At 72.2% G+C, this 25,843-nt stretch carries 25 protein-coding genes; 14 read left to right on the top strand and 11 right to left on the bottom strand.

Annotated elements, in window-relative coordinates; all coding sequences use genetic code 11:
* The first annotated feature begins 7 nt into the window (after nucleotides 1-7).
* Both ACLQ22_RS11995 and ACLQ22_RS11990 read left to right on the top strand, forming a co-directional pair.
* Nucleotides 8-436 carry a SufE family protein gene (locus tag ACLQ22_RS11995; protein ID WP_327030052.1) on the top strand — a complete coding sequence of 143 codons (429 nt, stop codon included), beginning with the start codon at nucleotides 8-10 and terminating at the stop codon, nucleotides 434-436.
* A 20-nt stretch (nucleotides 437-456) separates the two neighbouring features.
* Complete coding sequence (locus ACLQ22_RS11990; protein ID WP_425692333.1) at nucleotides 457-1,092, top strand: DsbA family oxidoreductase; 636 nt, start codon at nucleotides 457-459, stop codon at nucleotides 1,090-1,092.
* An 88-nt stretch (nucleotides 1,093-1,180) separates the two neighbouring features.
* On the opposite strand, the gene ACLQ22_RS11985 is transcribed toward ACLQ22_RS11990, so the two are convergent.
* A complete protein-coding gene (locus ACLQ22_RS11985) occupies nucleotides 1,181-1,729 on the bottom strand; it encodes a YbaK/EbsC family protein (protein WP_121397377.1) in 549 nt (182 codons plus the stop codon).
* A 151-nt stretch (nucleotides 1,730-1,880) separates the two neighbouring features.
* Here ACLQ22_RS11985 and ACLQ22_RS11980 point away from each other — a divergent pair, with 151 nt between their 5' ends.
* Entirely contained in the window at nucleotides 1,881-2,081 is a 201-nt protein-coding gene (locus tag ACLQ22_RS11980) for a hypothetical protein (RefSeq protein WP_425692332.1), read from the top strand.
* 126 nt (nucleotides 2,082-2,207) lie between these two features.
* On the opposite strand, the gene ACLQ22_RS11975 is transcribed toward ACLQ22_RS11980, so the two are convergent.
* From ACLQ22_RS11975 to ACLQ22_RS11960, 4 genes are all read right to left on the bottom strand, one after another.
* The gene (locus tag ACLQ22_RS11975; RefSeq protein WP_121397379.1) at nucleotides 2,208-2,402 is read right to left on the bottom strand and encodes a hypothetical protein; all 195 of its coding nucleotides are present in this window, start codon (nucleotides 2,400-2,402) and stop codon (nucleotides 2,208-2,210) included.
* A gap of 37 nt (nucleotides 2,403-2,439) precedes the next feature.
* Nucleotides 2,440-3,225, bottom strand: a complete 786-nt coding sequence (locus ACLQ22_RS11970; RefSeq protein ID WP_425692331.1) for an SDR family oxidoreductase — start codon at nucleotides 3,223-3,225, stop codon at nucleotides 2,440-2,442.
* 145 nt (nucleotides 3,226-3,370) lie between these two features.
* Nucleotides 3,371-4,009: a GAP family protein gene (locus ACLQ22_RS11965; RefSeq protein WP_425692330.1), complete on the bottom strand. Its 639-nt coding sequence runs from the start codon at nucleotides 4,007-4,009 to the stop codon at nucleotides 3,371-3,373.
* A gap of 144 nt (nucleotides 4,010-4,153) precedes the next feature.
* The gene (locus ACLQ22_RS11960; protein WP_425692329.1) at nucleotides 4,154-5,548 is read right to left on the bottom strand and encodes an MFS transporter; all 1,395 of its coding nucleotides are present in this window, start codon (nucleotides 5,546-5,548) and stop codon (nucleotides 4,154-4,156) included.
* A 310-nt stretch (nucleotides 5,549-5,858) separates the two neighbouring features.
* On the opposite strand from ACLQ22_RS11960, the gene ACLQ22_RS11955 reads away from it, so the two are divergent.
* Both ACLQ22_RS11955 and ACLQ22_RS11950 read left to right on the top strand, forming a co-directional pair.
* The gene (locus ACLQ22_RS11955; RefSeq protein ID WP_425692328.1) at nucleotides 5,859-10,310 is read left to right on the top strand and encodes an HAD-IC family P-type ATPase; all 4,452 of its coding nucleotides are present in this window, start codon (nucleotides 5,859-5,861) and stop codon (nucleotides 10,308-10,310) included.
* Between the two features lie 61 nt (nucleotides 10,311-10,371).
* The gene (locus ACLQ22_RS11950; protein WP_425692327.1) at nucleotides 10,372-11,172 is read left to right on the top strand and encodes an MBL fold metallo-hydrolase; all 801 of its coding nucleotides are present in this window, start codon (nucleotides 10,372-10,374) and stop codon (nucleotides 11,170-11,172) included.
* A gap of 101 nt (nucleotides 11,173-11,273) precedes the next feature.
* Here the strand turns inward: ACLQ22_RS11950 and ACLQ22_RS11945 are convergent, their stop codons facing one another.
* Nucleotides 11,274-11,693, bottom strand: coding sequence for a CBS domain-containing protein (locus ACLQ22_RS11945; protein WP_366641488.1), 420 nt, complete (start codon nucleotides 11,691-11,693; stop codon nucleotides 11,274-11,276).
* A gap of 149 nt (nucleotides 11,694-11,842) precedes the next feature.
* A complete protein-coding gene (locus ACLQ22_RS11940; RefSeq protein ID WP_425692326.1) occupies nucleotides 11,843-12,829 on the bottom strand; it encodes an L-threonylcarbamoyladenylate synthase in 987 nt (328 codons plus the stop codon).
* An 84-nt stretch (nucleotides 12,830-12,913) separates the two neighbouring features.
* Here ACLQ22_RS11940 and sigJ point away from each other — a divergent pair, with 84 nt between their 5' ends.
* The 5 genes from sigJ (at nucleotide 12,914) to ACLQ22_RS11915 (ending at nucleotide 17,396) form a co-directional block, all read left to right on the top strand.
* On the top strand, nucleotides 12,914-13,858 hold the full coding sequence (sigJ, locus tag ACLQ22_RS11935; protein ID WP_425692325.1) for an RNA polymerase sigma factor SigJ: 945 nt from the start codon (nucleotides 12,914-12,916) through the stop codon (nucleotides 13,856-13,858).
* A 92-nt stretch (nucleotides 13,859-13,950) separates the two neighbouring features.
* Entirely contained in the window at nucleotides 13,951-15,141 is a 1,191-nt protein-coding gene (locus tag ACLQ22_RS11930; RefSeq protein WP_425692324.1) for an NAD(P)/FAD-dependent oxidoreductase, read from the top strand.
* Between the two features lie 135 nt (nucleotides 15,142-15,276).
* Nucleotides 15,277-16,032 (top strand): HAD family hydrolase, encoded by a 756-nt coding sequence (locus ACLQ22_RS11925; RefSeq protein ID WP_425692323.1) that lies wholly within the window; start codon nucleotides 15,277-15,279, stop codon nucleotides 16,030-16,032.
* Nucleotides 16,029-16,667: an SAM-dependent methyltransferase gene (locus tag ACLQ22_RS11920; protein WP_425692322.1), complete on the top strand. Its 639-nt coding sequence runs from the start codon at nucleotides 16,029-16,031 to the stop codon at nucleotides 16,665-16,667. Before ACLQ22_RS11925 ends, ACLQ22_RS11920 begins: the two co-directional genes overlap by 4 nt.
* Before the next feature lie 171 nt (nucleotides 16,668-16,838).
* Nucleotides 16,839-17,396 carry a GrpB family protein gene (locus ACLQ22_RS11915; protein WP_425692321.1) on the top strand — a complete coding sequence of 186 codons (558 nt, stop codon included), beginning with the start codon at nucleotides 16,839-16,841 and terminating at the stop codon, nucleotides 17,394-17,396.
* A 261-nt stretch (nucleotides 17,397-17,657) separates the two neighbouring features.
* On the opposite strand, the gene ACLQ22_RS11910 is transcribed toward ACLQ22_RS11915, so the two are convergent.
* Together ACLQ22_RS11910 and ACLQ22_RS11905 are read right to left on the bottom strand one after the other, a co-directional pair.
* Nucleotides 17,658-18,332 carry an HAD family hydrolase gene (locus ACLQ22_RS11910; RefSeq protein WP_425692320.1) on the bottom strand — a complete coding sequence of 225 codons (675 nt, stop codon included), beginning with the start codon at nucleotides 18,330-18,332 and terminating at the stop codon, nucleotides 17,658-17,660.
* Between the two features lie 490 nt (nucleotides 18,333-18,822).
* Nucleotides 18,823-19,809 (bottom strand): serine hydrolase domain-containing protein, encoded by a 987-nt coding sequence (locus ACLQ22_RS11905; protein WP_425692319.1) that lies wholly within the window; start codon nucleotides 19,807-19,809, stop codon nucleotides 18,823-18,825.
* Between the two features lie 514 nt (nucleotides 19,810-20,323).
* Between ACLQ22_RS11905 and ACLQ22_RS11900 the strand changes: the two genes are divergently transcribed.
* The 3 genes from ACLQ22_RS11900 to ACLQ22_RS11890 all read left to right on the top strand — a co-directional run bounded on the left by ACLQ22_RS11900 (nucleotide 20,324) and on the right by ACLQ22_RS11890 (nucleotide 22,588).
* A complete protein-coding gene (locus tag ACLQ22_RS11900; protein ID WP_425692318.1) occupies nucleotides 20,324-21,094 on the top strand; it encodes an SDR family oxidoreductase in 771 nt (256 codons plus the stop codon).
* A gap of 76 nt (nucleotides 21,095-21,170) precedes the next feature.
* Nucleotides 21,171-21,332 carry a hypothetical protein gene (locus ACLQ22_RS11895; RefSeq protein WP_425692317.1) on the top strand — a complete coding sequence of 54 codons (162 nt, stop codon included), beginning with the start codon at nucleotides 21,171-21,173 and terminating at the stop codon, nucleotides 21,330-21,332.
* An 899-nt stretch (nucleotides 21,333-22,231) separates the two neighbouring features.
* The gene (locus ACLQ22_RS11890; protein ID WP_425692316.1) at nucleotides 22,232-22,588 is read left to right on the top strand and encodes a hypothetical protein; all 357 of its coding nucleotides are present in this window, start codon (nucleotides 22,232-22,234) and stop codon (nucleotides 22,586-22,588) included.
* Between the two features lie 581 nt (nucleotides 22,589-23,169).
* On the opposite strand, the gene ACLQ22_RS11885 is transcribed toward ACLQ22_RS11890, so the two are convergent.
* Together ACLQ22_RS11885 and ACLQ22_RS11880 are read right to left on the bottom strand one after the other, a co-directional pair.
* A complete protein-coding gene (locus ACLQ22_RS11885; protein WP_425692315.1) occupies nucleotides 23,170-23,646 on the bottom strand; it encodes an SMI1/KNR4 family protein in 477 nt (158 codons plus the stop codon).
* A gap of 9 nt (nucleotides 23,647-23,655) precedes the next feature.
* Complete coding sequence (locus tag ACLQ22_RS11880; protein WP_425692314.1) at nucleotides 23,656-25,008, bottom strand: IS110 family transposase; 1,353 nt, start codon at nucleotides 25,006-25,008, stop codon at nucleotides 23,656-23,658.
* A gap of 316 nt (nucleotides 25,009-25,324) precedes the next feature.
* Here ACLQ22_RS11880 and ACLQ22_RS11875 point away from each other — a divergent pair, with 316 nt between their 5' ends.
* On the top strand, nucleotides 25,325-25,840 hold the full coding sequence (locus tag ACLQ22_RS11875) for a tyrosine-type recombinase/integrase (RefSeq protein WP_425692313.1): 516 nt from the start codon (nucleotides 25,325-25,327) through the stop codon (nucleotides 25,838-25,840).
* Nucleotides 25,841-25,843: the final 3 nt, after the last annotated feature.

Genomic DNA, 25,843 nt, shown 5'->3' with positions numbered 1-25,843 from the left:
CGGAGTCATGTCATCCATGCCGGCCAGGCTTTCCGAGATCGTCGACGAGTTCGCCGCCGCGCCCCGCGACGTGGTGCTGGAGATGCTGCTGGAGTACGCCGACGTCATCCCGCCGCTGCCCGCCGACGCCGCCGACCGGGAGGGCATGGAGCAGGTGCCGGAGTGCCAGACGGCGTTCTTCCTGCGCGCCCGGGTGACCCCGGAGAAGACGGTGGAGACGCTCTTCGACTGCCCGCCGGAGGCGCCCACCACGCGTGCGTTCGCCGGCATCCTCGCCGAAGGGCTGGCCGGGGCGAGCGCGGACGAGGTGCTCGCCGTGCCCGACGACCTCTACCAGCGGATGGGACTGGCCCAGGCGATCAGCCCGCTGCGGGTGCGCGGCGGCACGGCCATCCTGGCCCGACTCAAGCGGCAGGTCCGGGAACAGACCAGCTAGACGGAGGGTTGTCACCCGACATGGAGATCGAGATCTACGCCGACGTCGTGTGCCCCTGGTGCTACATCGGCAAGCGTCGGCTGGAGCAGGCCCTGGAGTCGTACGACGGCGAGGTGACCGTCCGCTACCGGCCGTTCCAGCTCGATCCGTCGCCGGTGCCGGAGCCGCGCCCGCTGGTCGACGCGATGGCCGCGAAGTTCGGCGGGCCGGACCGCGTCCGGCAGATGTTCGGTCAGGTGACGGAGGTGGCGGGCCAGGTCGGCCTGAAGCTCGACTTCGACCGCGCGGTCGCGGCGAACACCTTCGACGCGCACCGCCTGGTCGCCTGGGCCACCGACCGGGGACGCGCCGCCGAGATGGTCGACGCGCTCTACCGCGCCCACTTCACCGACGGCGTCGACGTCGGCTCCCGGGACGCGCTCGCCGCGCTCGCCGCCGAGGTGGGTCTGGACGCGGCCGAGGCGCGCCGCTTCCTCGACTCGGGCGAGCGGGTGGCGGAACTCTCCGAGGAGCTGGCCACCGCCCGGCAGATCGGGGTGACCAGCGTGCCCACCTTCGTGCTGGCCGGCAGGTACGCGGTCACCGGCGCCCAGGAGCCGGAGACGCTGCTCGCCGCCCTGGCCGAGGTGAACCGCCGCGAGGCCGAGGCCGACTGACCCGCCGACGGCGGCGAGGCCGACCTCCGACGACAGACATCGACGGGCGTGATGTTTCACGTGCAACGACATCGACGCCCGTGATCGGTCAGGCCGGCCTGGCCAGCCCTTCCACCACGCGCGCGCCGGGCAGCGCGCCGAGCGCCGGCCCGGGCAGCGCGATCTTGCTGTGCCGTACGCCCGACCCGATGATCACGTGCGGGGCGGCGATCACCCGCGCGTCGACCAGGATCGGCCACTGCTCCGGCAGGCCGATCGGGGTGATGCCGCCGTACTCCATGCCGGTCAGCTCCACCGCGTCGGCCATCGGCGCGAAGCTCGCCTTCCGCACGTCGAGCGCGCGGCGGGCCACCCCGTTGACGTCCACGCGGGTGGTGGCGAGCACGACGCAGGCCGCGTAGCGCACGACCCCCTCACGCTTGCCGGCCACCACCACGCAGTTGGCCGACTCGTCCAGCCCCACCTCGTACGCGGCGCAGAAGGCGGCGGTGTCGGCGAGCTCGGCGTCGATCGGCGCCACCAGCACGTCGTCGACGTCCACCGGCGCCTCGGCGGGCCACTGCCCGACGGCGGCGGCGACCGGCGGAGCGAGCAGGTCGAGCCGGCTGCGGGCGGGTTCGGTCTTCAGCGTCCCCATCACGCCTGCGATCCTCGCACCCGCCTACGCCCGGGGTTCCACCACACCACCAGCGACCGGAACCGTCGTCGACAGGGGGTCACCCCTATCGATCCGCAGACGGGCCCCGGCGGCGTGTGGGAGCGGGTGATGCCGGGTACCGGCGATCGGCATGAGTGAACTTCCGCTGCACATCCTGACCGACGCAGGCTTTACCACCGACGAGGCGAACTCCATCGTCGATCACCTCCTCAAGGGTGTCGACGCCCACGACGGGAGGGGCGAGACCGACCGGATCGACGTCGAGTCGCTCCCGGAGGAGAAGAAGGCGGCCATCGACAAGTTCAACCTGGCCGTGGCCGCCGACTTCTAGTCACCCGGACCACCGGTCCCGTCCCGGAGCATCGGTTCCGTCCCGGAGCACCGGTTCCGTCCCGGGGGCCGCCGGGACGGGCCGGCCGGGAACGGGGAAGACCCGGGACGGCCGGGACGGGACCGGTCAGTTGCCGGTGAGGAAGCCGTTGTCGCGGAGCAGCGCGCGGTCCCGGACGGAGGCCAGTTCCTCCGCCCGCTCGGCCTGGACCCGGCGCACCTCCATTTCCTCCAGGGCGTGGCGGATGGCGAGCCGGATCACGCCGTAGAGGAAGACGAAACCGGCGACGTACAGGATGACGGTGGCGACCATGGCGAACATGGCGTCACGGTAGGCCGGACGTGAATGCGCGGGCCGTTCATCTTGCGCCGGTTCCCCCGTACGTGTCGGCGAGGTGGTCGGCCCAGGTCCGGACGCCCTTCGGAGTCGCCCCGGTGACCAGGCCGCCCGAGCGCAGGGCGCGGCCGAGCCCGCCCGGTATCCGGACCGGGAGCAGCGGACGGCGGGACCGCCGGGCGGCCGTCCACGCGCGGGCCGCGTCGTCGAAGCGGAGCACCTCCGGGCCGCCGTACTCCTCGACGCCACGCAGCGGGCCGGCGGTGAGCCGCCGGACGAGGCGGTCCGCGACCTCGCCGGGGTCGACCGGCTGGGCGAGTACGGCCGGGTCGCCGATCACCGGACCGAGGCGGCTCGCCCCGCGCAGCATCCCGTCGAGGAACTCCGGGAACTGGGTCGCCCGCAGCACCGTCCACGGCACCGTCCCGGCCGCCACGACCTGCTCGGCGGCCAGCTTGTGCCGGTAGTAGGGGATCGGCACCCGGTCCACCCCGACGATCGAGACGTAGACCAGGTGCCGTACGCCCGCCTGGCCGGCGGCGACGACCAGCCGGCGGGTGCCGAGCACGTCGACCCGGTGGGTCTGCCGCCCCCGGTTCGGTGCCGAGGCCAGGTGCAGTACGGCGTCCACGCCGGCCACCGCCTCGACCACCCCCTCCCCGGTGGCCAGGTCGGCGACCACCCACCGCACCGACGAGCCGGTACGCGCCCGCCGGCTCGTCGCCCGGACGTCCCAACCCTCGGCGCACAGCCGGGGCAGCACCACCCGCCCGAGCCGACCGGCCGCCCCGGTGACCAGCACCCGCATGGTTCCCTCCCTCTCCGGCCGTCGCGCGCCCGCCGCGCGACAGTGGTGGTGACGGCGCCCGGCCCACGCGTGTGACCGGCTGTGCGTCGGCTCACCGCGACAGGCCGGCCCACCGCAGCAGGCCGGCCCACCGCAGCAGGCCGGCTCACCGCAGCAGGTCGGCCGCCGTCAGCACCACGAAGAACCCGATGACGATCTCGCTGACCACCCAGGAGTGCCGCCCGGCCCAGTTCCGGATCCGGGGCAGCACCGCCTCGGCCCGGTGACCGAGCAGCAGCAGCGCCAGCAGCGGCAGGGCCAGCAACGCCAGGGTGAGCAGGACGAACGGCAGCAGGTGCCACCAGGACAGGTCGTGCCGGGCGGCGCTCGCCCCGACGGTGAGCATGGTGAGGTCGTCCGTCGGCATGGCCAGGAAGAGCAGCACGCCGAGCCGCAGCGCGTACGCCGGGCTCGCCCGCTGGAGGCCGCTCATCCACTTCGGCGGGCCGGCGGTGTGCCGGCGCAGGAGGACGACCACCGCCAGGACGACCAGCAGCGCCAGCACGACCACGTCGATCCGGCTCTCGACCGCGCGCCGCCCGAGCCCGGCACCGACGTCGACCTTGACGGCCCGGGTGACCAGCCAGCTCGCCGTCACCCCGCCCGCCACGACGAGCCCCGCCCCGCTCAGGTAGCCCAGCGACGCGGCACGCGGCCGGTCCGCCGAGGCGAGGAAGACCGCCGCGACCAGCTGCGTCCCGGCGACCATCACCACGGCCATCGGCAGGATGGTCAGGAAGTTCATCGCCCGCCCATCCTCCCGGGCCGGCGGTCGCCACCGGACCGGATCAGGCACATCGCCGCCGGCCGGACCGGTCGGGAACCCGGCGGGCGGTCGGCCGGATCGGGCCCGGCGGGCGGTCAGTCGGATCGGTACCCGGGCGGGCGGTCAGCCGGCGCGCATCCCGGCCGCGCCGGGCACCACCCGGCCGGCGAGCACCACACCCAGCAGGGCGAGCCCGCAGGCCACCGCAAGCGTGCCGGCGTAGCTGGCCGGTCCCGGGGCCGCACCGGCCGCGAGCACCGCACCGGTGAGCGCCAGCACGGTCGCCGCGAAGAGCGAGTCGCCCAGTTGCAGCGAGGAGCTGTTGCGGCCCTGCTCGCCGGGGGCGGACAGCTCCAGCGTGAGCACCGACAACGAGGGGTAGAGCAGCCCCATGCCGAGACCCGCGCCGGCCCAGCCCAGCACGCCGACCCAGACCGGCACCGCCGGCGCGACCGCGAGCGTGACCACGGCCGTACCGGCGGCGATGCAGGTCAGCCCCGCCCTCGGCAGGGTGGCCCGGGAGCGCGGCGCGGGCATCCGCCCCTGCAACCAGGAGCCCGCCGACCAGGCGAGCGCGCCCGTGGTCAGGACCAGGCCGGCGGCGGTCGGCGACAGTCCCCGCTCCCGGGAGAGCATCAGCGGGATCACCACCTCCGCGCCGACGAACGCGGCCGAGGCGAGACCGCGCAGCCCGACCACCGTGGGCAGGCCCCGGCCGGCACGCAGGAACCCGGCGGGTAGCAGCCGGGGCGCGCAGACCAGCAGCCCGACCAGCGCCAGGGCCACCAGCCCGACGGCGGCGGCGCCGCGCTGCTGCCCCCCGATGTGCAACAGTGCGGCGCTCACCCCCGCCCCGCAGGCCCAGCCGATCCGGGCCGCCGCGCCGGACGGCAACCCGGTCACCGTGGCCGCGCCGATTGTCCGCAGGCCGGGGTGGATCAGCAGCACCGCCGGCACCGCCACGGCCGGCACCGCCAGGAAGACCCAGCGCCAGCCGAGGTGCTCCACGATCAGGCCGGCCAACGCCGGCCCGACCAGCGACGGTACGACCCACGCGGCGGCGAACGCCGCGAAGATCCGCCGGTGCAGCGCCTCCGGGTACGACTGCCCGACGATCACGTAGAGCGCCACCGAGAGCAGGCCGGAGCCGAAGCCCTGCACGATCCGGCCCGCGACCAGGACGCCCATGGTGGTGGCGCCGCCGGCGAGCACCAGCCCCAGCACGAACCAGCCGAGCCCGTGCCACATCGGCGCCCGGGGGCCCCGGAAGTCGCACCAGATGCCGGAGGCGACCATGGCCAGCACGCCGGCGGCGAACGGGCCCCCGAAGGCGATCCCGTAGAGGGCCAGCCCGTCGAGGCTGCGGGCGACGGTCGGCATGGCGGTGCCCACCGCCAGTGCCTCGAAGGCGAGCAGCGAGATCAGCGCGACGCTGCCCACGGTCATCGCGCGCAGCCGCGGCGCGAAGAGCCCGGCCTCGTCGGCGACCGGGGCGGCCGGCACCGCCGTCCCGGTCACCTCCGCTCCGCCGGGCGCGGCAGCCACAGCGGTCGGTGGCCGAGGCGGGCCCGTGGGTCCGACGGACCCGCCTCGTGGCGGAGCAGCTCGATCAGCATGCGACCAGCCTCTGACCTCAACCCGGATTGAGGTCAAGGGTGACCCGACTCTCTCCGGCCCACCCGGTGAACTTCCGCCGCTCCGAGGGCATGACGGACGATCAACCGGGAAGGCAGGCCGCCGGAGCGCGAGGCGTGGGGGGCGAGATGGCGTACGGCGGCAGCAGCGGCAGCGAGGGGCCCGACGGGCGCCTGTCCGGTCGTACGCCTCGATGATCTCACTGGTCCGCACGGCCGGCCGACTCCTTCCGCCGGTCACGGTGCCGCCGGTCGTCGGCGAGGCGACCCGGAACGTCGGTGCCGTCGCGGCCCGGCTGGCGCGTGCGGCCGGGCTGAGCCGCCGTCGGGTCTGGTCCCGCCCCGGCCGGCACCACATCGAGGTGCTCGGGGTCTGCCAGGACGGCGGCGACGTCCTCGCGCGTCAGGTCGAGGCGGCGCTGGAGCGGATGCCCGGCGTCCAGTGGGCACGGGTCAACGCCCCGTCCGGCCGGGTGGTCGTCGCCGTCGGTACGCCGGAGCCCGCCCTGCGGGACCTCATCGCGACCGTCGCCCGTACCGAACGCACCTGCCCGCACGAGCCGGACCCGCAGATCCCGCCGCCGCACCCGCCCGAGGAGGGACCGCGCACGCCGCGCACCCTCGGCGCGCTGGCCTCCGACGCCCTCGGCCTGACCCTCTCCGCGGCCACCCGGATCCTGCCGTTCACGCCGGTGCCCGGGGAGGTCGCCGGGCTGCTCGGCGCGGTCGACCTGCACCCGAAGCTGCACGCGCTGGCGGACCGGGGACTACGCGCCGACCCCCGCGCTGATCTGCTCTTCCCGCTCGCCGAGGCGGTGGTGCAGGGCCTGACGGGCAGTTGGACCGGGCTCGTGCTCGACGGCGCGCACCGGGTGGTGCAGTGGGGCGAGGCGCGCGCCCAGCTCCGCGCGTGGGAGCGGGCCGAACCCCGGCTGACCGGGCATCCGGAGCGGGCCGCCGCCCCCGCGCTGAAGATCGAGCGCCCCCGGCCGAAGCCGGACGGCCCCGTCGAGAAGTACGTCAGCCGGACGCTCGACGCGGGCGCCGTAGCGGTGGCCGCCGCGACGCCGGTCGTGGGTTGGAAACGGGCCGCCGCGCTGGGCCTCTCCGCGCTGCCGAAGGCCCCCGGCAGCGGACGCGAGGGCTACGCCGCGCACCTGGGCCTGATCCTCGCCCGGCGCGGGGTGATCGCGATGGACCGCAGCGTGCTGCGTGAACTCGACCGGATCGACACCCTGGTGCTGGACGCCGCCGTGCTCGGCTCCGACCGGGGCGTGCTGGCGGACCTGGCGCCGCTGGCCGGTGCGGACACCGGGCAGGTGGCGGCGCGCGCGTTCGCCCTCTTCGACCCCGCCGCGCCCCGGGAACCGCGGCAGGCCGACGGCTGGCGGCTCGGGCCGCTGGACGCGCTGGACGTCGAGGACCCGGGCGACACCGCCGACAGCCGGCGGCTGCGCGACGCGGGCGGCCCCCTGCTCGGCCTGTCCGACGGCGGCGCCCTCGTCGCCGTACTGCGGGTCGAGCCGGAGCCGGCGCCGGGCGTCGACGCCCTGCCGGCCGCCGCCCGCCAGGCCGGCCTGCGGCTGGTCGTGGCCGGCGACGACGAGCGGCGGTACGACTTCGCCGACGCCCACCTGCCCGGGCGCGACCGGCTGGCCGAGTCCGTGCGGGAGCTGCAACGCGACGGGGCAGTGGTGATGGTGGTCTCCGGCGACCGCGCCGCGCTCGGGGCCGCCGACTGCGGGCTGGGGCTCTCCGCCGACGAGGACCTGCCGCCTTGGGGCGCGCACCTGCTGGTCGGCGCCGACCTGCGGGTGGCGGCGCTGGTGGTCGAGGCGGCCGGGGTGGCCCGCCGGATGGCACGGCAGAACATCGGCCTGGCCATGGCCGGCACCGGCCTCGGCGCGTTGGGGGCGCTCACCGCCTCGCGGGCGCGGCTGCCCGGCCGCGCCGTCGCGGCCGTCAACGGGGCGGCGGCGCTGGCCTTCGCCCACGGCGTTTTGCGGGCGCACCGGCTGCCCGGCCCGGCGGACTCCCCGGCGCCGGCCACCACCGCGTGGCACCTGATGCCGTCCTCGACCGTGCTGGACCAGCTCGACACCGGCCCGGACGGGCTCGCCACCGACGAGGCCGAACGCCGCCGGGGCGACGGGAGCGTACGGCCGACGGGGCCGACGGGGCTGCTCCGCGCCTTCGTCGACGAACTGGCCAACCCGCTCACCCCGGTGCTGGCCGCCGGAGCGGTGCTCTCCGCCACCTTCGGCTCGCCCGTCGACGCCGCCCTGGTCGGCGGCGTGGTCGGCGGGTCGGCGCTGCTCGGGGCGGTGCACCAGCACAACACCGAGCGGTCGCTGGCGGAGCTGCTGTCCCGCTCGGCGGTGACCGCCCGGGTACGCCGGGACGGCGCGGAGCGGATCCTGCCGGCCGAGGACCTGGTGCCCGGGGACGTCATCCTCCTCGAATCGGGGGACGCCGTCCCGGCCGACTGCCGGGTGCTGGAGTCGGCCGGGCTGGAGATGGACGAGTCCTCGCTCACCGGCGAGTCGCTGCCGGTCGGCAAGACCGACCAGCCGGTGGTCGCCGCCGCCGTCGCCGACCGGCGCTCGATGCTCTACGAGGGCACCAGCGTCGCCGCCGGCCACGGGACGGCGGTGGTGGTGGCGACCGGCGCGGGCACCGAGGCGGGGCGGAGCCTGGCGATGGCCCGGCAGACCCCGCCGGCGAGCGGCGTGGAGGCGCGGCTGGGCCGGTTGACCCGGGCGGCGATCCCGCTGGCCGCCGGCTCGGCGGTGGCGGTGGCCGGCGCGGGGCTGCTGCGGGGCGTACCCCTGGCCCAGACCGCCGCGACCGCCGCGAACCTGGCCGTCGCGTCCGTGCCGGAAGGGCTGCCCTTCCTGGTCAGCGCCGCACAGCTCGCCGCCGCGCGGCGGCTGGCGGAGCACGGCGCCCTGGTCCGCAACCCGCGCACCATCGAGGCGCTCGGGCGGGTGGACGTGCTCTGCTTCGACAAGACCGGCACCCTCACCGAGGGGCAGCTGATGCTCGCCGGGGTCGGCGACGACGGCCGGTACGCACCGATGGACCGCCTCGACGACGGCCTGCGGCTCACCCTCTCGGCCGCGCTGCGCGCCACCCCGGGCGCCGACGCCCCCCACGACCTGGCCCAGCAGACCGACCGGGCGGTCCGGTCCGGCGCGCAGGCCGCCGGGGTGACCGAGCAGACCGGCGCCCAGGGCTGGGAGCCGGTGGGTGGGCTGCCGTTCGAGCCGTCCCGTGGCTACCACGCCACCGTCGGCCGGGCCGGGGACCGGCTGCTGCTCAGCGTGAAGGGGGCGCCGGAGTCGGTGCTGCCCCGGTGCTCGGGCTGGCGTACGCCGGGGGGACGCGACGAGCCGCTCGACGACTCGGGCCGCGACGGGCTGCACGCCATGCTCGCCGACCGGGCGGGGGCGGGACACCGGATCCTCGCCGTGGCCGAGTGCCGGGTCTCCTCACCCGACGTCACCGACGATCAGGTGCACGACCTGACCTTCGTCGGCTTCCTGGCCCTCGCCGACGGGGTACGCGAGAGCGCCGCCCCCGCCGTGCGCCGGATCCGCCAGGCCGGCGTGCATACCATCATGATCACCGGTGACCATCCGGCGACCGCCGAGGCGATCGCGGCCACCATCAGCGACCACGAGGAGCAGCGGGTGGTCACCGCGACGGAACTCGACCAGCTCGACGACGAGGCCCTCGCCGGGCGGCTCGCCGTCACGGACGTGGTGGCCCGGTGCACCCCGGCGCACAAGGTCCGGATCATCCAGGCGTTGCAGAGGTGCGGACGTACGGTGGCGATGACCGGCGACGGCGCCAACGACGCCGCGGCGATCCGGCTGGCCGACGTGGGCATCGCCCTCGGTCAGCGGGGCACCCCGGCGGCCCGGGCGGCGGCCGACCTGGTGGTCACCGACGACCGGCTGGAGACCATCATCGCCACCCTGGTCGAGGGCCGGGCGATGTGGTCCTCGGTACGCCACGCGCTCAGCATCCTGGTCGGCGGGAACCTCGGCGAGATCGCGTTCAGCGTGCTGACCGCCGCCGCGACCGGCCGCTCGGCGCTCACCGGCCGGCAACTGCTCCTGGTCAACCTGCTCACCGACCTGGCGCCGGCGTTGGCGATCGCGGTCCGGCCACCCGGCGCGGACCATGCCGACGGCCTGCTCCGGGAGGGCCCCGACACCTCGCTGGGCGAGACGATGACCCGGGAGATCGGGCTGCGCGCCGCCGCCACGACGCTGGGCGCCACCGCCGGCTGGACGTTGGCCCGCTACACCGGGCGACGCAGGCGTGCGGGCACCGTCGCGCTGGTCTCGCTGGTCGGCACCCAGCTCGGACAGACGGTGCTGGCCGGCGGCACCAGCCCGGCCGTACTGGCCTCCACCGCCGCGTCGCTCGGGGTGCTGGTGGTGGTCGTCCAGACGCCGGGGGTCAGCCACTTCTTCGGCTGCACGCCGCTCGGCCCGGTCGGCTGGACCATCGCGACGGGCTCCGCGCTCGGCGCCACCTTCGCGAACGGCGCGCTCACCCGCCTGGTGGAACGCCTGCCCCAGTCGGGATCCGCGACGGCGGACCGGCCGGACCCTGACGGGCCGGCGGGGGCGTGACCGCCGCCGATCGGCATGACCGTGCCGATCACGGGTACGGCTGCGGGTGGAGGTACGCCTGTTGACGACGCAGCCGGAGGCCACGTTCATCGGCACCGCCACCACGGTGCTGCGGATCGGCGGGTTCACCCTGCTCACCGACCCGAACTTCCTGCACCGGGGCCAACGCGCATACCTGGGCAAGGGGCTCTGGTCGCGGCGGCGCACCGACCCCGCGTTGCGGATCGCCCAACTGCCGTCGCTGGACGCGGTCGTCCTCTCCCACCTGCACGGCGACCACTTCGACCGCGTGGCCCGCCGGGAACTCGACCGGGAGCTGCCGATCGTCACCACCCCCGCCGCCGAGCGGAAGCTGCGCCGCTGGGGCTTCCGGGCCGCCGAGGGGCTGCCCACCTGGAACTCCCGGGAGCTGCGCCGCGACGGCGAGACGCTGCGGCTGACCTCGATGCCGGGCAGGCACGGGCCGGGCGCGCTGGACCTGCTGATGCCCGACGTGATGGGCACGATGATCGACCCGGAACGCGACGGCAGCCGCCAGTTCCGCCTCTACGTCACCGGCGACACGCTGAACCGGCCGATGCTCGCCGACATCCCCGAGCGGTACCCGGACATCGACGCGATGCTGATCCACCTCGGCGGCACGCGGATCGCCGGCATCCTGCTCACCATGGACGCGCGACAGGGCACCGACCTGGTCGAGCTGGTCCGGCCGAAGCTGACCGTGCCGATCCACTACGACGACTACCCGGTGTTCCGCTCGCCGCTGGGCCACTTCGTGGCGGAGGTACGGCGGCGCGGCCTCGCCGGGAGCGTCCGCACCATCGCCCGGGGCGAGACCGTCCCGCTGACCCCGCCGGACTGAGCCGCCACCCCGTCCGATCCCGCCGGGCCGGCGGTGCCCGCGTACGCCGATCGCCGCCTCCCGGCCGGGGCCGGAGGGCGGCGATCGGTCGTGACGTGCGGTCAGGCGCGCTCGGAGATGGCCTCGATGAGGTCGCCCACCGGGCGCTCGGGCAGGGAGCGGGCCACGTCCGCGACGGCCACGATGCCGACGAGATCGTGCCCGTCGATCACCGGCAGCCGGCGCACCTTGTGCTGGCTCATGGTCCGCAGGATCTCCGCCGCGTCGTCGTCGGCGCCGATCGTCACCGCCTCGCCCTGGGCGAGTTCACCGGCGGTGACGCGGCCCGGGTCGCGGCCCTCGGCGAGGACCTTCACCACGATGTCGCGGTCGGTCAGCATTCCCTTGAGCCGGTTGTCGTCCCCGCAGATCGGCAGCGAGCCGACGCCCAGCTGGGCCATCTGCCTGGCGGCCGTCTTGAGGTCGTCCTGCTCACGGATGCAGGTCACATCGTTCGTCATGATCTCGCGTGCGGTCGGCATTGGCTGACACCTCACTTCCAGGGGGTCGTTGCCGTTTCTCCTACCCCCGTCCTCCCCGCCCATGCACGCGGAAGGTGGGACCGCCGACGCGCCGCCGCTGAGCCGGGCGGCGTCCCGTCGCCGAGGCGGGCGGCCGTCCCGCCCCCGCCTCACCCCGCCGGATGCCAGGTGGCGGCGGCGCGGCGCAGCCGGTCGTTGACCGCCCGGCCGACGCCCACCTCGGGGACCGGCTCGACGAGGATCTCGTCGACCCCCGTGGCGTCCAGCTCGTGCAGCGCGTCGAACAGCCGCGCGGCGGCCTCGGTCAGGTCACCGGCGGCGGAGAGCACCTCCACGGCCGCCCAGTCGCCCGCCGGCCGGTCCCGGAAGGCCAGGAAGCCGCGCCGGACCCCGTCGGCCGCCGGCGGCTCGCCGCCCGGGACCAATCGCAGCGGCGTACGCGGGGCGTAGTGCGCCGCCAGCGTGCCGGGCGCGACGGGCTGCCCGGAGCTGCCCGGGCGTACGGTCACCGGGCCGGCCGCCTCCTCCAGCGCCTCGACCGGCAGCGCGCCGAGGCGCAGCACCACCGGCTGCCCGCCCCGGGCGTCCACGATGGTCGACTCGATGCCGCACCTCGTCGGCCCGCCGTCGAGCACCACGTCCACGGCGGCGCCCAGGCCCCGCACCACGTGCTCGGCCCGCGTCGGGCTGAGCTGGCCGAACCGGTTCGCGCTCGGCGCCGCCACCGGCACCCCGGCCTCGGCGATGAGCGCCCGCGCGTACGCGTTGTCCGGCACGCGGACCGCCATCGTCGCCAGTCCGGACGTGACGATCGGCGGGATCGCCGCCGGCCGGTCCACGATCAGCGTGAGCGGTCCGGGCCAGAAGCGCCCGGCCAACGCCGCCACCGCCGCCGGCACCGTCCCCACCAGCTTCTCCAGCTCGGCCGCGTCCGCGAGGTGCGTGATCAGCGGGTCGAAGCTGGGCCGCGCCTTCGCCTCGAAGATCCGGGCGGCGGCCCGGGCGTCCAGCGCGTTCGCGCCGAGCCCGTAGACGGTCTCGGTGGGAAAGGCCACCAACCCGCCGGTACGCAGGACGGAGGCCGCCTCGGCGATGCCGCTGTCGGCCGGTAGCACGCGTGGGGATCCGGTGGTCACACCTGCGACGCTAACCTGCCCGGGACGGCGTCGGCTCCGCGGTGGCCCGGTTCCGATCTGTGCGGCGCGGCCTAGGATCGGGCCATGTCCCTGACGGCGGACGACGTCGAGCGGTTCGAGGCCGCCAGGCCCCGCCTGGAAGCCATCGCCTACCGTCTCCTCGGCTCCGCCACCGAGGCCGAGGACGCCGTGCAGGAGACGTTCCTGCGCTGGCAGGCCGCCGACGTCGAGCGCATCGAGGTCCCCGAGGCCTGGCTGACGAAGGTCCTCACCAACCTGTGCCTCAACCAGCTCGCCTCCGCGCGGGCGCGCCGGGAGACCTACCCGGGCCAGTGGCTTCCCGAGCCGCTGCTCGCCGGGGATTCGATGCTCGGCCCGGCCGAGACCGCCGAGCAGCGCGAGTCGGTCTCGTACGCGGTGCTCACCCTCCTGGAGCGTCTCTCCCCCGGCGAGCGGGCGGTGTACGTGCTGCGGGAGGCCTTCGACTACCCGCACCGCGACATCGCCGCGATCCTCGACATCACCGAGGCCGCCAGCCAGCAGATCCTCCACCGCGCCAAGAAGCACGTCGCGGACGGCAGGGCCCGTGCCGAGATCGACGAGGCCGCCGCCCGGCGGGTCGTCGAGGAGTTCCTGGCGGCCGCCACCGGCGGCCGGATGGAGCCGCTCCTGCGCCTGCTCACCGAGGACGTCGTCGCGATCGGCGACGGCGGCGGGAAGGTCCCGGCCCGCGCCAAGGCGTTCGAGGGGGCGGTCGCGGTCGCGAAGTTCCTGTGGGGCCTGTTCAGGCCAGGCAAGGCCAAGCGCGCCCTGGTCGGTGGCACGCCCGAGGTCCACACCTGGACCGCCAACGGCGGCCCCGCCGTCGTGGCCGTCGTGGACGGCCGGGTCGTCGGCGTCATGTGCCTGGAGGTCACCGCCGAGGGCATCGCCGCGTTCCGTAACCAGGGCAACCCGGACAAGCTCGAACGGGCGACCGCGCAGTGGGGTGCCACCGACCACGGCGAGCCCCTGTTCCACGCCTTCTGACCGTCATGTGACGTGCTTCACGAGCGGTTCCTGTCAGGAATCGGCGGGCCACCCGGTTCAAGTGGCAACCCGCGCGAGACAGGAGCATGGACATGCAGCACCGCATCATCGTCCTCGGAGCCGGATACACCGGAGCCATCGCCGCTGGCCGCGTCGCCAGACGGCTCCACCGTGAGGACGTCTCCATCACCGTCGTCAACGAAGGGGCCGACTTCGTCGAACGCGTCCGCATGCACCAACTGGCGGCCGGCCAGGACCTCAAGCCCCGGCCGCTGCGTGAGATGTTCGCGGGCACCGGCGTCGGGCTGCGGCTCGCGAGGGTCACCGGCGTCGACGTCGACCGCAGGACCGTCGCCGTCGTCGACGCGAACGGCGCCGACGAGCTCGCCTACGACACGCTCGTCTACGCCCTCGGCAGCGGCTGGGACCCACGGGACGTCCCGGGGGCAGCCGAGTACGCCCACGAGCTCTCCAGCCGCCCCGGAGCGCTCCGGCTACGCGAGCGCCTGACCCGCCTCGACGCCGGGCAGACCGTGCTCGTCGTCGGGGGCGGCCTCACCGGCCTGGAGGCCGTGACCGAGATCGCCGAGGCCCGCCCGGACCTCGACGTCGCCCTCGCCGCCCGTGGCGGCCTCGGCGACTGGCTCTCCCCCAGGGGCCGCGAGCACCTGCGGAAGGTCCTCGACAAGCTCGGCATCACCGCGTACGAGCACACCACCGTCACCGGCGTCGAAGCCGACCGCGTCGCCACCGCCGACGGCAGGGCCATCCCGGCGGCGGTCACCGTGTGGACCACCGGCTTCGCGGTCCACCCGATCGCAAGGGCGACCGCCCTGGAGGTCACCGACTCCGGCCAGATCGTGGTCGACGGGACCATGCGGTCGGTCTCGCACCCGGACGTGTACGCCGTCGGCGACGCCGCCATGGTGACGGGTCCCGGGGACAAGCCGCTGCGGATGTCGTGCGCCTCGGGAGTCCCGACCGCCTGGCAGGCCGCCGATGCGATCGCGGCGCACCTGGCCGGGGGCAGGCCACCGACCAGCCGGATCCGCTACTTCAACCAGTGCATCTCGCTCGGCCGCAGCGAGGGCCTGATCCAGTACGTAACCGCCGACGATCGCGCCCTGCGGGCGGCCCTGACCGGACGCCTCGCGGCCGTCTACAAGGAGTTGGTCTGCAGGGGTGCCGCCTGGGGCGTCGCCAACCCGACGCTCGCGCTGCCCACCCGGCGCCGCCGCGTCACGCGGACAACGGCGGGCTCGACCGTCGACGCGCTGGCGTAGGGCTCACCCCGCCGGTCCACCAGCAGCCGCCAACCGTTCCGGGCAGTCCGACCACGGCGAGGGGGATCCTGCGGCCACGCCCACCGGGCCGCGGGACCCTCTCGTTTCCCGTCCCGGTGCGCGAGGATGACGGGCATGCTGCGTACCCCTCGGGCTCTCCTGCTGGACTTCGGCGGCGTCCTGGCCGACGCGCCACCCCAACCGCCGGCCCCGCCGGGGCTGGTCCGGCGGCTGTCAGAGCTCGTCGACGGAGCGGTGCCGGACGAGCAGATCGCCCGGGACCTGGGTGAGGGCGCGCGGGCGTACGCCCTGTGGCGCGACGACGTGGGCAGGACGGACGACCCGGTCGAGCTGCCGCACGGCCAGGTGTGGGCCGACTTCGTGACCCGGTCCTGGCCGCGGGAGGCCCGCGCCGCCGTCGAGCGGGAGGCGACCCCGCTGGCGTACGCCTGGACCTGGCGCCAGGAGTGGGCCGTGCGCCCCGGCATCCCCGAGGCCCTGCGGCACGCCGCCGACGCCGGCCTGCCGATGGCGGTCGTCAGCAACACGCTCTGCGGCGCCGCCCACCGGGACTTCCTCGCCGCCGCAGGGCTTTCCGGGCTGTTCGGGGCCGAGTTCTACAGCGACGAGGCCGGGCCCAGGAAGCCGAACCCGGAACTGGCGCTGCTGGCGGCCCGCGCCATCGCGGTGCCGATCGGCGACTGCTGGTTCGTCGGCGACACCGTGAATCGCGACGTCGTCTGCGCCCGCCGCGCCGGCACCGCCGCCGCGATCCTCATGCGCTCGCCCCGCACCGACCGGGAGGCGGCGCTGCCGGGAGTCGAACCGGACGCGCGGATCGAGGACGGCCACGGGCTCCTCGCGCTGCTGCGGGAGCACGCCCGCCCGTGACCGTCCGGACCGACTGGCAGGCGTGGCACGAGCCCTACGCCGACGCGAGCTCTCCGCTGTCACGTCGACTGCGGCTGGTGCAGCAGCACATCGCCTCGTGGCTCGACGAGCGCGCCGAGGAACGGCTGACGGTGGTCAGCGCCTGCGCGGGGCAGGGCCACGACCTCATCGGCGTCCTGGCCGCACGGCCCGACACCCGACGCCTGCGCGTGACCCTGCTCGAGTACGACGCCGGCAACGTGGCCGCCGCGCGGGCCGCCGCCGACCGGGCCGGGCTCTCCCACCTCGTGATCAGGCAGGCGGACGCGGGCCGGCCCTCCTCCTATGCCGGGGCGGTTCCGGCGGATCTGGTGCTTATGGTCGGAGTCTTCGGCAACATCTCGGACGCCGACGTGGAGCGGACGGTCGCCGCTCTGCCTCAGTTCTGCGCAGCGGGTGCCACCGTGATCTGGACCCGGGCGCGGCGGACGCCGGACCTGACACCCGCCGTACGGAGATGGCTTCGCGACGCCGCCTTCGCGGAGGAGGCGTTCCACGCTCCGGACGACGTGCGGTTCTCCGTCGGCGTCCACCGGTTCGAAGGCACACCGCATCCCCTGGACGCCACGGGGACGCTCTTCACCTTCCTGCGCTGACCGGTGCCCCTGCTGGCCGCGTCAACCTGCCGCCTACCGTTTCAGGCGCCCCGGCGAGCATCGCGTACCTCGCAGGTGCACGGACGTTCTCTGCCGTCGGAACCGGCCGGCATGCGAGCGCCGGAAGGACGCGGGGCTGCGGCGCAGGCGCCTTCCTGGCAGGGTGCTCGTGTGTCGGACAGCCATGGCAGCGAGGCGCACGAGGCCAACGCCCCCGTTCACGTCAAGCCCTACGATGCGGCAGGGCCCGAGCGGTTCGCCGCCGAGGCCGGCGTCATCGGCCAGACCATCGGTCCGTGGATCACTGGCGGCATCCACCACGTGGGCAGCACCGCAGTGCCCGGGCTCGCCGCCAAGCCGGTCATCGACATCATGGTCGGCGTCGCGGACCTGGAGTCCTCACGCCCCTGCATCGAACTGCTGAGGCCCCTGAACTACTGCTACTGGCCCTATCGCGCCGAGGTCATGCACTGGTTCTGCAAGCCGCGCCCCAGCCACCGCACCCACCACCTGCACCTGGTGCCGACCGGCTCGCCGCGCTACCTCAACGTCCTGGCGTTCCGGGACTACCTACGAGCCCGTCCTGACGCCCGTGCCGACTACGAAGCCCTGAAGCGAGAGTTGGCCGACCGCTTCCCGCACGACCGTGAGGCGTACACCGAGGGCAAGACGGAGCTCATCGGCAAGCTGACCGAGACGGCCCGGGCCTGGTCACAGGTCCACCCCTGATGCCGAAGACGGGCAGGCAACGACTGCACACCGGCCTCACCTCACCTGTCCACGGTGATCAGCAGACAGAGGTCAACCGGTGGAGGTGCTGGTGGAGCCCGGGGGACTCGAACCCCCCTAACTCCTGCCCTTGCAAAGATCAAGACTGCTGGGAGCCTGCGTCGGTGACTGTCGCCGAGCTGCTCACCGCGTCGTCTGCCGTCGACCCCCGGACGGTGTCCGTCGGCGGGCTTGGCTGTGCGAATGGCTGTACTGACCGCTCTACTCGGCCGGCTCCATGACCTTGAACGGCTCTCGGAGTATGGCGGGCAGGTCGCCCAGGGTAGCGAAAGCCGGCCCGCCCCAGCCCGGGTCTGTGTCGTTGTGCTCCGTGGTCTGGAAGACAGTCATGGCGACCGCTGCCGCCCCGGCCAGCTCACCGTCTGCGCCGTCGCCAACAAAGACGCACTCCGCGGGCCCAACACCCAGGCGCTCGGCGGCAAGGTGATAGATCGCAGGGTCGGGCTTGGCCAGCCCGACATCGCAGGAGAAGACCGCGACATCGAACCGTTGGGCGAGCGGACTCTGCGGCCATGCCTCGGCAGTGTCCGCGGTGGCGTTGCTGATGAGGGCCAGCGGATGCCCGTCGCCGCGTAGCGCGTCGAGAACGTCGAGGGTGGCGGTCGAGACGCTGTCCAGCACCCGGCGCCCGAGGGCTCGTCGATGCTCACCGGCCCGTGTCACCTGTTCGTTGGTTGGTGTGCCGCCGAGGCGTCCGGCAAGGATGCGGATGGTCTCCTCCACGTCCCACCGGACCAGCCGGTCCCGCCAGGTGGCGTGGTACGCGGAGACCAGCTCGGCCGGAGCTACCCCGACCATGACCGCCATCTCGCCGACTACCCGGTCACGCTCCTCGTCGGCCCCCTCGATCAAGGTATGGAAGAGGTCGAAGATCACTGGTCGAGACATCTCAGAATCCTACTGAGATCGTCACCGCTGACAGGAGCTGCGCACGGTGATGGAGCTGCTCGGGCAGTCACGATCCTGATGACGGCCGACACGTACGGCACGTCCTACCGGCGCGAGCTCGCCAGGCTGCCTCCGCCATCGACCGGATCCTTTGGCGAGGAGGGGACACCCGTGACCGCTTGGCTGCACGAATGGCTGCACCCGGAACCGAGATCAACCAAGGAAAGTGCTGGTGGAGCCCAGGGGACTCGAACCCCTAATGCCGTGGACCGGGTAGAGATCATCCGGAATCGGGCAGATCTGGCCCCTGAACAGGGCTGGAGCCCGTAGCTCCTCTCGACGTTCTACACGGCTTCTTCGGGTGCCGTGGCGCGGTGCTTTCCCGGCGAACGCAGAAACTGTCCCAACCGCATGCGCGAGGTGACGTCCGGCCCAGATGTGTGCCCTGTCCTTGGGCTGACCGGCGGGCGCGGTGCCGTCAAGCCATAGCGGGAAGGATGACCCGTTCCAGCACCGTCAGCGGGGTCCGCCACTGGTCGGGATCGTCGTAGTTGCCGGCGGTGATGGCCACGGTGAGGTCCAGTTCGGGCAGGACGAACAGGCGTTGGCCGCCATTGCCCATGCCGGCCACCAGCCGATGACCCTCGATGGAATCGATGTACCACTGGTAGCCGTACTGCGCGCCCCAGCTGGTCTGCAGGCGTGGCTGGAGCATCGTGTGGATCCAGTCGGCGGGGACGATCCGCTGACCGTCCCAGGTTCCCTCGGCCAGCACCAGCTCGCCGAGCCGGGCCAGGTCGCGGGGCGCGAGTCGCAGCCCGGACGCGGCGGAGGCCACTGCGTCCGCGCCGGTCATCCACTCAAAGCTGCCGATGCCCAGCGGCGCGAACAGCACGGCCTGCGCGTACTGCGGCAGTGACTGCCCGGTGCCGTCGGCGATCAGTCGGCCGAGCAGAGCCGTGGCACCGCCGCAGTAGGTCCATCGGGTGCCGGGCGGCTCAAGAATCGGCCGCTCCAGGATGTACCGGTACCGGTCCGGCGCCAGCTCCATCGCGATCTCGGCGTTGGCCGGGCTGTTGTACGGGAGATCTTCGCACCACTCCACGCCCAACGACATTGTCAGTGCGTGCTCGACGGTGAGCCGGGCACGCCAGGGGTCAGCCGCCAGGTCGGGGTACTGCGGGAACCGCTGCAGGAGCGGCTCCGCCGGCGGCGGGACCAGCCCTTCGCCGAGCGCGATGCCGTACAACAGGACGGTCACGCTCTTGGTGACGGACCGGATGTCGTGTAGGACCCCGGGCCCGAACTCGACGACGCCCAGCGAGTCGCCCCAGGCGAAATCCTCACCGGCCCCGTAGTACTCGAGCACGGTTTGACCACCGCGAACCGCCGCGACGGTGTGCAGACCGCCGACCTGGCCAGCCCGAAGTACTTCGTCGAGACGGTCACGCAACTGCGTCGTCATGGGTCACTCCGAGGGGGGCGATGCCAGCCAGCGGAACAGCATGCTCGTTATACCGGAGTTTCCGCTTTTGAAGCGACCGGTTGGGGGCGCCAAGCCCGGCCCGCCGCAGATATCCGCCGCAGCCATGATTCAGTCACGAGAGACGGCCACCTCCTGGCGCAGAGCCTCGACGTCGACGAGCTGCGGGCCGCTCAGCGCGACCCGCACCGTCCGCCGCACCACCGACCATCCCGTCCGGAACCTGAAAGCCAGCCGACCCCGCAAGGTCACCCTCAATGTCCAGACCAACCGTCAAGCGTCAGCTGGGACGCATCCGTCAAGCATGTGCTGGGACTAGACAGCTCCAGCCATGTGTCCTACGCCGGTTGACGGTTGGCACTGCGGCCTCGGATGATGCTTGACGCCGTGGCGATGTATCGCCGGCTCGGCTGTAATGGCGGGCTAATTCCGATGACGGCCTCTGGGCGGGCAGCAAGGATGGCGCATCGAGGGGGTGTGACCAAGGATGGCGCTCATGGATGGCATGGATCAACAGCATCGACCCGTCGCTCTGGTTACCGGTGCCGGCCGTAGCGCGGGCATCGCTGCATCAGTGGTGCTGACGCTGGCTCAGACCGGCTGGGATGTCGGATTCACCTACTGGACCCCGTACGACGAGCGGATGCCCTGGGGTGTCGATCCTGAGGCCGTGACGCAGCTCAACAACCAAGCCGTCAAGCACGGGGCGAAAACTGTCGCGATCAAGGTGGACCTCAGTGATCCTCACGCGATGGCTGGCATCTTCGAGACCGTGGAGCGAGAGTTGGGCGCAGTCAGCGCGCTCGTCCTCGCCCACTGCGAAAGTGTCAACTCGGGCCTGCTCGACACCAGCATCGAGAGCTTCGACCGTCACTTCGCGGTCAACACCCGGGCGAGTTGGCTCTTGATTCGCGAGTACGCCCAACGGTTCCAAGGGGCACATGGCACGGGACGCATCGTCAGCCTGACCAGTGACGCCACCGTCGGCAACCTTCCCTATGGAGCCAGTAAAGGCGCTCTCGATCGGATTACCCTGGCCGCTGCTCAAGAGCTGTCCCACCTCGGCGTGACCGCCAACGCCATCGATCCGGGTCCAACCGATACCGGCTGGATGACCGCGGAGATCAAGGCTGCCGTCCTACGGTCCACGCCGCTCGGTCGCCTCGGGCGCCCACAGGACTGCGCGAACCTCGTCGCGTTCCTGTGCTCACCTGACGGGGGCTGGATCAACGGCCAACTCTTGCACAGCGACGGCGGCATCTCCTGACCAACGCTGCGCCTTGGAAAACGGCAGGGCGAACCCGAGACCAAGTTGAGTCGACCTGAGCCGTCACCTGTATCCGGTGTTTGGTGACCGCCCGCTTCGGTTGATCCGCCTGACCGGGGTGCTGGAGTGGTTGACTCGGCGGTTGGACGAGGGCACGCCGAAGTCGTCGCTCAAGCTGCACTTCGAACTGCTGGATGCGGTGCTCAACGCCGCCGTCCCCGACCAAGATCATTGCTGACAACCCATGCGATGGGGTGCGGCTCTCTCAGGTGCTGCGGGGCATGTCCCGGGTCCCGAAGTGGGTCCCGACTGAGGGCGAAGTGCTTGCGCTGCTGGACGCCGTGCCGGCGCGATACCGCGCGGCCGTCTCGCTGGGTGCCGGCCAGGGTTGCCGGTTCGGTGAGATGTTGGGGATGGAGGCTGGCACCCGGTGTGTCGACCGGGGGCGCGGGGAGTCGCACGTGCCAACAAGGCGACCATCCGGCCGCAAGATCATGACTGACCTGTGCCCGACTTGTGCCCGTTGATCTTGCGAGGACGAATCGCCTAGTCAGAGGCGATATTGGTGGAGCCCAGGGGACTCGAACCCCTAACCCCTGCCTTGCAAAGATCAAGACATCTGCCGGTCGGCGTCGGTAACTGCCGCTGGCCTGCTCGTCATGTCGTCCACCGTCGGCCTCGGACCGTGTCCGTCGGCCGGCTTGGCTGTACGGATGGCTGTACAGCCAAGCCGATCGCTTCGGTGTGAACTGTCGGCGAGCTGGTCGGATCGGGCTGGATGCGCGGTCAAGCGGGCTGCTAGCGCGCTTCTCGACTCGGTTCGGTTAGCAAGGCTGCTGTACTTCACTGCTGCACTGCTGGCATCAGGCAAGGCGCTGGATGCCCACCTTCGGCTGCATGTTCGCGCACGACCCGGGACCAGTGGTCACGCCAACCACACCAGACCTCCCTCACACCGAGGGGCGCTACAGACTGACACTCACTACAATTCTGTGGCGAGCATCACACCACTTGATGGCATTCACTTCTTTCATTACGCTGCCACCATTACTCGTCGTCATGGCGCCCTCACAGAAGGTCTGGCCTACTTCATCATCGCCCGCCAACTGCGAGCCCGCAGACAGGGAAGGAGAACTCGTGAGGTTCCTTCGTAACGCATCTTTGGTTCTCGCGCTCGTGTTCGGACTCGGCTTGGCCGCTCCAGCACCCGCGAGCGCTCATCACAATTACAGCACCCAATGTGCGACCGGACGGGTTGAATCGCTCGCAAATAATCTGCCACTCCGATACGAGCCCAACATCAACGCCGCAGTCTACACGTGGGCGCAGATGGGATACCAGTACAACTGTTCCCAATTCGACCCCATCGTTAACGATGGCCCGGGGACGAGGTACACGGCCTGCGGACACACCAATGCAAACGGCTGGATCGTCATTAAGTTCGGTGGCAACGTACAATATTTCACATACATGACCTGCCTGAAGGACGTCTGACGGGCACCGCTTGGATTCGGCGATAAGGAAGTTGAGTCCACAGGCATCGAACCATTCCGCCCCATGTCCGAGGTGATGACCGGAAAGAGAAGTAAGGGCCACCCTTCCTCTTGCGGTTATTGCAATAATAGGCAGCAACATCAACGGGCTTAGATTTAATTTGATTTGGCTTCAGTCCCACAAGCCGTACGGCTACTGGCAGGACTGACGGAGCCGAGATCAATGCCATCCCGTCTGCCGCCGACCCACACATCGTGGAGCGGGCCAGGGCCAGGGTGACAAGGTGGAGCGCCCTACCGGACGAGTCTCAATGGTTGTTGTCAAGCGGGCTGTGCGGTGGGCAGGGTCTCCTCGGTCGGGCAGGCATGTTCCTGCCTGGGGTTCTCGGTCGGGTCAAGGCTCGCCGAAGGCGACCGCGTAGCGGCTTGGCCTTGACCTGGCCGGGGTTCTCGGGCAGCGCCTTGGGGTGCCCGAGCGAGGAGACCCGTTGCGGTCTCTGAGGGAGGGTCGGGGGGCGGGGCAGCGCCCCGCTTCTTCTGAGAGGGCAGGGTTGGTGGTGTCGACCGTGGTGCCTGTCTGGGTCAGGGCTGAGTACCGCGCCGTGCTACGAAATCCAGAAAGTCTGGTGCCTCCAGCGTCGGGTCGTCGGCGTCGTGGTAGTGGAACCACACCTCGGCACTGCACCGGCCGTCGAGGACGGGGAAGCACCAGTAGTCGCCTGTGCCGACGGGTGCCACCGCGACGAACGACCCATCCGGGAACTCGGCCTGACTGACGGAGACGACGTTGTCGACGTGGTGTGCGGACGCTGCTGTGGGTATGGGCAGCAGGTCGAGGAATCCGAACTGCCCGCCGCCGTAGCGCATCATGAATGCCTTATACGGCTCAGGCAAGGTCGCGCCCAGCGCTCGCTCCGCCTCGGTGATGTCCTCCGCCGACGCGGTCAGCCCTTCGATCACCTTGAAGTCTTCGATTTCCTCGAAGCCGGATTCGGCCGTCCGGGTGCGGAGTGATTGAACGTGCTGGTCGAACTCATCGAGGTCCACGCCGTCGATCATCTCCGACTCCTAGCCGGGTGTTGAAGGAGCTGGTGGTTGGAGTTGGAAGCAGCGGTTGTCGCGGAGCAGTGCCCAGAGGACGTCGACGCGGCGGCGGGCGAGGGCGATCAATGCCTGTTGGTGCTTGCGTCCCTCGCCGCGTTTGCGCTGGTAGTAGTCCCGGTTCGGGCCGTTCATCCGCAGAGTGCTCAGCGAGGACATGTAGAACACGTGGCGCAGCCGTCGGTTGTAGCGCTGTGGCCGGCGTAGGTTGGCAACGCGCTTGCCGGAGTCACGGGCCACCGGCGCCAGACCTGCGTAGGCGGCAAGGTGATCAGGGCTGGCGAAGGTCGACAGGTCCCCGACCGCGACGATGAACTCCGCCGCTGCCAGTGCTCCCATGCCGGGCAGGCTGCGGATGATGCCGGCCTGAGGGTGGCTGCTGAAGGCGGCCTCGATCGCTTTGTCGGTGTCCCGCATCCGTCGGTGCAGTCGCAGCAGGTGGCTGGCCAGCTCAGCGGCGAGGGCAGCAGCGGTGTCCTGTCCCGGCAAGGTGAGATCCTGTTCAGCCGCGGCGGCCAACGCCTGATCGGCGACCTTGGCGGCGTTCACTGTCCGGTGCCGGCGCAGATGCGCCACGAGCTGCTCGCGACCGGCGGCGCGGATCTGCTCGGGCGTTTGATAAGCGCTGATCAGAATCAACGCCGCAACATTGGTAAACGTCAGCGCCCGTTCCAACACTGGGGAGATTCCGAGCATCAGGCGGCGCAGCCGGTTGACGGTGCGGACCCAGTCTTCGACCAGGTCGGCGCGGTGCGCGACCAGCAGCGCCAGCTTGGCGATCAGCTCCGTCGGCGTCTCGACCCGCAGGAAGTCATGCCGCATCCGGGCCGTGTTGGCGATGACCACCGCATCACGCGCGTCAGTCTTCGCCTCGCCGGCGAACCCCGCCGACATCGTCTTGACCGTCCGGCCCGGGATATACACCGTCTGCTGCCCCGACAACGCCAACATCGCCCGCAGCAGAGCTGTCTCACAGCCGACCAGGTCGACGGCCCACACCACCTCATCATCCGCGCTGACACGGGCGACCAGGTCCGCGATCGCCTGCTGATCGTTGGCCACCCGCGTCGACCACAGCACCCGCCCGTCCACGTCCACCGCCGCGGCGTGGTGAGCCTGCTTGCCCGCGTCGACACCTACCCATACCTGCGCCAAGCCGTCCTCCCGAAGCACCCGAATCCAGGTCACCACGGACGACCCCGCCGGCAGTTCCTTAGCAAGCGACGACTCGCAGATCTCAATCAGCGGCCAAGGCGCCCTAGGCTGGCTGGGCGGCCGCTCGTCCATGGCCACCTGACGGCAAACGACCTTGAGCCACACCCAACCAACCCGGCGGCCCGGAACACCATCCAGACGCAAGAACCCTAAGGTACGACCTTGTCGCCCTGGCCCTGGTCTGCTCGGCTTGCCTGGGTCGGTGGCTGGCGGGATGGCATCCCACCCCAACCACCCACAACCGCAACCGTTCGGCAACTCCATCCTGGAGTCGTTGCGCCCCCGCCGGAGGCAGCTCTAACCCCAACCCCACACCAACCCTCCGCCCTCCTCCTGCCTCCACCCCTTCCTCACCTCGGACCGTGAGCGGCCTGACGGATTCCGTTCGGCAACTCGATCCGACCGGCCGTCGACCGGTCCGGTGAGACGTCACCAGGGCTGGAAGAGAGGGAAGGTAGAGCTGTCGCATGGTCCCGGTCATCTCCGGGACTTGTCACTGGGGTCCCTTCACGGACCCAGGGGTGACGCGCGGGGCGGGGTGTGGTTTGCGGGCCGGCTGACTTTCCGCCCCGGCGCCGTAGGCGGCCGGGGCGGCGGCTCCGTAGGAGCCGGTTGCCGCGCCCCGGCCCGCGCCGCGCGGAGCGCCTTGGTGTTCGCCAGCACGATCGGCACGCCGATGGAGCCGCGGAACGTGAACCGGCGCTTCGAGCAGCTCCGCGCGACGGCTGGGCTGGAGTGGCTGCACCTGCACGACCTGCGGCACGCCTTCGCCACGTTCCTCCTCGACCAGGGCGAGGAGCTGCGCACGGTGATGGAGCTGCTCGGGCACTCCACGATCCGGATGACGGCCGACACCTACGGGCACGTCCTGCCGGCGCGGGCTCGCCAGGCTGCCTCGGCCATCGACCGGATCCTTGGCGAGGAGGGGACGGCGTGACCG

The organism is Micromonospora sp. DT178 (assembly GCF_049841695.1).
In the GTDB taxonomy this organism is placed as follows: Bacteria; Actinomycetota; Actinomycetes; order Mycobacteriales; family Micromonosporaceae; genus Micromonospora.
Note: the sequence above shows the minus strand (reverse complement) of the source record. Positions and strands in the feature narration are given on the sequence as shown.